The 3,607-nt window shown below is 43.2% G+C and carries 4 protein-coding genes; 3 read left to right on the top strand and 1 reads right to left on the bottom strand.

What is annotated here, in order from left to right:
* The first annotated feature begins 178 nt into the window (after positions 1-178).
* Together AB4Z17_RS32780 and AB4Z17_RS32775 are read left to right on the top strand one after the other, a co-directional pair.
* Positions 179-928 (top strand): phytanoyl-CoA dioxygenase family protein, encoded by a 750-nt coding sequence (locus AB4Z17_RS32780; RefSeq protein ID WP_441964556.1) that lies wholly within the window; start codon positions 179-181, stop codon positions 926-928.
* The gene (locus tag AB4Z17_RS32775) at positions 928-1,740 is read left to right on the top strand and encodes an AraC family transcriptional regulator (RefSeq protein WP_441964554.1); all 813 of its coding nucleotides are present in this window, start codon (positions 928-930) and stop codon (positions 1,738-1,740) included. The genes AB4Z17_RS32780 and AB4Z17_RS32775 overlap by 1 nt, the downstream gene beginning before the upstream one ends.
* Positions 1,741-1,776: 36 nt before the next feature.
* Here the strand turns inward: AB4Z17_RS32775 and AB4Z17_RS32770 are convergent, their stop codons facing one another.
* Positions 1,777-2,667 carry a LysR family transcriptional regulator gene (locus AB4Z17_RS32770; protein ID WP_441875454.1) on the bottom strand — a complete coding sequence of 297 codons (891 nt, stop codon included), beginning with the start codon at positions 2,665-2,667 and terminating at the stop codon, positions 1,777-1,779.
* Between the two features lie 167 nt (positions 2,668-2,834).
* Between AB4Z17_RS32770 and AB4Z17_RS32765 the strand changes: the two genes are divergently transcribed.
* On the top strand, positions 2,835-3,449 hold the full coding sequence (locus AB4Z17_RS32765) for an acyl-CoA thioesterase (protein ID WP_076265760.1): 615 nt from the start codon (positions 2,835-2,837) through the stop codon (positions 3,447-3,449).
* Positions 3,450-3,607: the final 158 nt, after the last annotated feature.

The raw sequence follows: 3,607 nt of genomic DNA, 5'->3' as shown, positions 1-3,607 counted from the left end.
TGCAGGTAATGCTGAGGTTAGCAGTCTTTTTTTATAATGACGTGTATATCAATTCTAGACACAAAGATGATAATCAGAGCCATTGTTGAAGAAGGAACGGCGCAGTAATATACAAGTATAGCAAAACATCTGCAAGCAGCGTCAATCACACTCGAATAATGGAAAGGGGATTATCATTATGCTTACAATACAAAGCGAACTTTTAAAGCCGCTATCTAACGAACAACTGGAGCAATACCATAAAGACGGATTTGTTATCATCAAAAAAGGCTGCAGCGCGGATTTAATCGATGCTTTTAATAGACATATTTATGAACTGCGTTCTACACCGCTTGATGAAACACCGGATTGGGCACGCACCTCCGAGAAAGCACGCTATTCTACTCGGCTGTTCAACCCGCACCAGCATGACAGCTTCTCGCGACAAGTGATGAAGCTTCCGATCGTTAGGGGTGCTCTAGCTCAGCTGATGGAGAAGGAGGCCGTTTGCGTGCAAAGTATGTTCTTCTATAAAGAGCCGGGTTCGCCTGGTCAAGCTGCGCATCAGGACTACTACTATATTAAAAACGATCCAATGACAATGGTTGCCGCTTGGATTGCAATGGAAGAGCAGGTAGATGTGCAAAATGGCTGCTTATGGGTTATTCCTGGCACGCATAAGCTTGGGCTTTTGCCGCATGGCAAGGTAAAAAATGTCGATGAGCATGAAGAATGGACGGACGAGACAGAGGGCATCGATTTAAATCAACAGATTCCTGTTATTATGGAAAAAGGAGATATTCTTTTCTTCCATGAGCTATTAATTCATTCCTCTAACCGTAATCGGAGCACTGACCGCTGGCGTCGTTCTTATGTTTGTCATTATATTCGCGAGGATTCAGCAGTTACATTGCGTGAAGATCTGCGCGAGAAATATTCGTTGATTTAATGGCTAATACTGTAACGTTCAACCGAATCAGATCGGCATACGCTGGCACAGTTATTTATCCGGCTAACGGTCGTTATGGCCCTCGTGTACAAGAGGATATACAGCTCGTACTGCTGCATTCGGGCGAGATGAGCATTGAGATTGATGATGAAGTTCATGAGATAACACCTGGGTCTGTCGTGCTGCTAAAGCCGGGGCACCATGAACAGTTTATATTCTCGAGCAAGGGTGAAACCTGGCATCGCTGGATATCTATTCATATTGAGGACTTATCCGAGAAGGAAAAAGATTACTTCGAGGAACTTCCGCTATGTCAGCGCATCTCGGAGGAGATGAATCGATTAACAGATTTAATGCTTTCAGTGCAATATGCTCATCCATCCGAAAGTGATCTGCTTCGCAGCTTGGGTATGTCAGCGATCCTGTTATATGTCTCTGAAATGTCGCGGACTCGAGCACTTGAGGAGATTCATCCGTCTATTCTAACGGCGAAAAGCCTGATTCATAGTACTTACCACGAGGAGATAACTTTGACGATGCTCGCGGAGCATGCAGGTGTCTCGCCAGAACATCTTGTTCGATTGTTTCGAATGAGCGAAAAAACGACCCCGATTAAGTACCTTTGGCATTATCGGGTGTYAAAGGCTGTTGAATATTTAACCCATACTGGTTTATCCATTACTGAGATTGCAATAAGATGCGGTTTCAAATCAACCTTCCATTTTGCAAGGATGGTTAAAAAGCAGATGGGGAAGACACCATCCGAAGTAAGACAGTTCTCATGGAAAGGCAATCCAATAGACAAAGCATAAAAAAGTTCGCAGTGGATATCCTGCGAACTTTTTTTCTTATTTCTTCTGAAGCTCTGCTTCTATAAAACGAATCCATTCGCGCGAAGCGAAGGATAAGTACTTGTCTTTGCGCCATATCATCGACAATTGCCATGGGATTACAGGCTGAACAACGGAAACCGAAGCAAAACGTTTTTTGTCCAGCTGCCGGCATATGCCCTCAGGCAAAAGCGTTACTCCGTATTTAGCTGCAATCATTTCCGTCATGAAGTCCCATTGCGAGCTCTCAAACACGATTTTGGGCTCGAAGCCTGCTGCTTCACAATGTTCTTTAATTAAATGATGGATCGTAAAATCTTTGCGAAACATAATAAATGGCTCTGATTCTAGCTGCTTCATCTCGATCATGCTCTGACCAGCAAGCTTGTGTTCAGCATGAACAACAAGGCGTAAATTCTCGTTGATGCAGGGAAGGACATGATACCGTTCAACATCCTTAACGGGAAGAATGACCATACTGAAATCCAGTTCTCCATGGAGAATATCCTGTTCCAAGCTTTTCCCGCCCTGTTCAATGACATGCAATCGAATTTGAGGATAATGAGACAAAAATTTCTCAATAATGAGCGGTAAAAAATATCCGCCTACCATAGGAGGAATGCCTAAGCGCAGCGTTCCTTTTTTCAATTTTACAACTTCCTCAAGTTCACTCGACATATCCTCAAAGGATTGTATAATCTGTTTCGCTGAACGGAGAATCGATAGGCCGGCATCCGTCAATTCGATCTGCTTGGAGGAGCGATCTATGAGCTGTGCACCAAGATCTTCTTCAAGCAACCGTACCATTTTTGATAATGAGGGCTGGGTTACATGCAGCTTGCGTGCGGCTTGTGTGAAGCTGCCCGCTTCAGCAACCGCGACAAAATAATTTAAATGTTTTAGATCCATTTATATTGCTCCTTCAGCTTTAGAGCAGGAATCATTCGATAATCTGCTTTATGAGCACCTATAGTGAAAAGGAATGAAAACTATGCGATATATGTATTTTACCTATATATAAGATGGGTGTAAACTTAGCGTTATCGAAAAATTTTATGAAGAAAAAAGGTGTTACCATGAACGTATTGGAAAAATTAGCTGTCCCTTTATCATCAAGACCAGCATCAGCATCACTAACCATTAAGGAATCGATTGTTCTGCCGCCAGATACCAATCATCACGGAACGATTTTTGGTGGAAAGCTTATGGCATATATAGATGATGTGGCTACGATAGCCGCAACGAAGCATGCTCGCAGACCCGTCGTTACGGCTTCAACGGACTCCGTTGATTTTCTTCATCCAGTAAGAAAAGGCGATGCAGTAAGCTTATCGGCTTTCGTTACTTGGTCACATAAAACGTCAATGGAGGTGTTTGTCCGAGTAGTAACGGAGGATTTGCTTACAGGCGGTCGCAAGGTGTGCGCTACCTCATTCCTCACGTTTGTTGCATTAGGTGATGACGATAAACCAACGGTTGTGCCTGGCGTATTAGCCGAATCAGATGAAGAGCGGCTATTGTTCTCTACTGCACCAGATAGGAAAGAGGCAAGACGTATACGAAGACAAGAAAGTAAGCATTTTGCCAATTACATGGGAACAGATTATGCTTTTAAAGAAGCGCAATCCAAATCAGTCCCACAGCATTCCATTAATAAAGGTTACGAATCGGCTTGGGGCTCGGACTGGTAAACGCACAATTGATTTCACTAGGCTGCTGTAATTTATTACAGCAGTTTTTCTTATTCAAGGACGGTAAATTGTTTTGAAAATAAGGATAACCTGTTGCCGCATATCCTATAACGAGCAAAAAATCGTTCAAAGGAGCATGCGATGCATAATGCAGGGAC

The sequence above is a fragment of the Paenibacillus sp. TAF43_2 genome (assembly GCF_052113545.1).
Classification (GTDB): Bacteria; Bacillota; Bacilli; order Paenibacillales; family Paenibacillaceae; genus Pristimantibacillus.
Note: the sequence above shows the minus strand (reverse complement) of the source record. Positions and strands in the feature narration are given on the sequence as shown.

Bases quoted from the DNA above. Each gene is read 5' to 3' on its own strand.
- AB4Z17_RS32780 (WP_441964556.1), top strand. From the start codon at position 179: ATGCTTACAATACAAAGCGAACTTTTAAAGCCGCTATCTAACGAACAA.
- AB4Z17_RS32770 (WP_441875454.1), bottom strand. From the start codon at position 2,667: ATGGATCTAAAACATTTAAATTATTTTGTCGCGGTTGCTGAAGCGGGC.
- AB4Z17_RS32765 (WP_076265760.1), top strand. From the start codon at position 2,835: ATGAACGTATTGGAAAAATTAGCTGTCCCTTTATCATCAAGACCAGCA.